A 970-nucleotide genomic window follows, 5' to 3' on the forward strand; every position below is an offset into this window, starting at 1 on the left:
CGGGCAGCGCCTCGGCCGGCCCCGCGCCGAACGCCACGGCGACCGGCAGGGCCAAACCGCCGGCCGGCGGCGTGACCGGTCCGACGACCGCGCCCACCCCGCCCCCGGCCTCCCCACCGGCCGACCCGACCCCGAGCGGCGGGAGCGGCCCGACCGCGCCCGACCCGTCGGCGTCCCCGGGCGCCGGGAGCGGCGGCGGTGACAGCGGCGGCAGCGGTTCGGGCGGGGGCGGCGGCGCCGCGACCAACGCGCCCGGCACGGTCGCGGACGGTCCGAGCAGCCCGGTGCCGGTCACCGGCGAACCGGCGGCCGGCGCCTCCGGCTCGACAACGGCTCCCGGTCCGGCCACCTCGCCCGGCCCCACCGGCGTGCCGGCCGGCGACGCCGGGTCCGGCTCCGCCGCCGGCGTCCAGGTGACGACGACCGCCCGGACCGTGGCCTGATGGCCGGCCACGTCCGGCGCACCCGGCCCGGAAACGGACAGCCCGACGCCGCCCGCACGAGCGAGGGCGCCCGTTCGATCGACGCCGCTCAAGTGACTGATGCCGCTCAAGCGGCCGACGGGGCTCGCACGAACGGTGCTGCTCAAGCGGCCGACACCGCGCCGATATCCGGCACTGCTCAAGTGGCGTCCACCGGGCACGCGTCAGGCGCTGCCCATACAACCGACGCCGCCCAAGCGACCGGCGCTGACCAAGTGCCACCCGTCGCCCAGGCGATGGGCGAGGCGGCGTCGGCGGGTGGCCCGGAGGGCGTCCCCGGCGCGCGGACCGCGGGGACCGCGCACGCCGCGAAGGCCGCGCCCGGCGCGCGAGCCGTCCGCACCGCCCGTACCGCGCACGGCGCGAACTCCCGCCGTAGCGACCGCCGTTCGTCCCGTGCCCTTCGCCCCGGCGCCCGCCCCGAAGTCCGCCCCGGCGCCCGCCGGGGCCGCCAGGCCGCCCGCCCCGGCCCTCGAACCGGCGCCCGC

Annotated in this window: 1 pseudogene; it reads left to right on the forward strand. The window is 81.2% G+C overall.

Annotated features, from left to right (window positions below):
* Positions 1-443: pseudogene (locus ABEB07_RS30070) on the forward strand (translation initiation factor IF-2); the annotation flags it as partial.
* Between the last annotated feature and the right edge of the window lie 527 nt (positions 444-970).

This window comes from Streptomyces similanensis (assembly GCF_039543625.1).
Lineage (GTDB): Bacteria > Actinomycetota > Actinomycetes > Streptomycetales > Streptomycetaceae > Streptomyces > Streptomyces similanensis.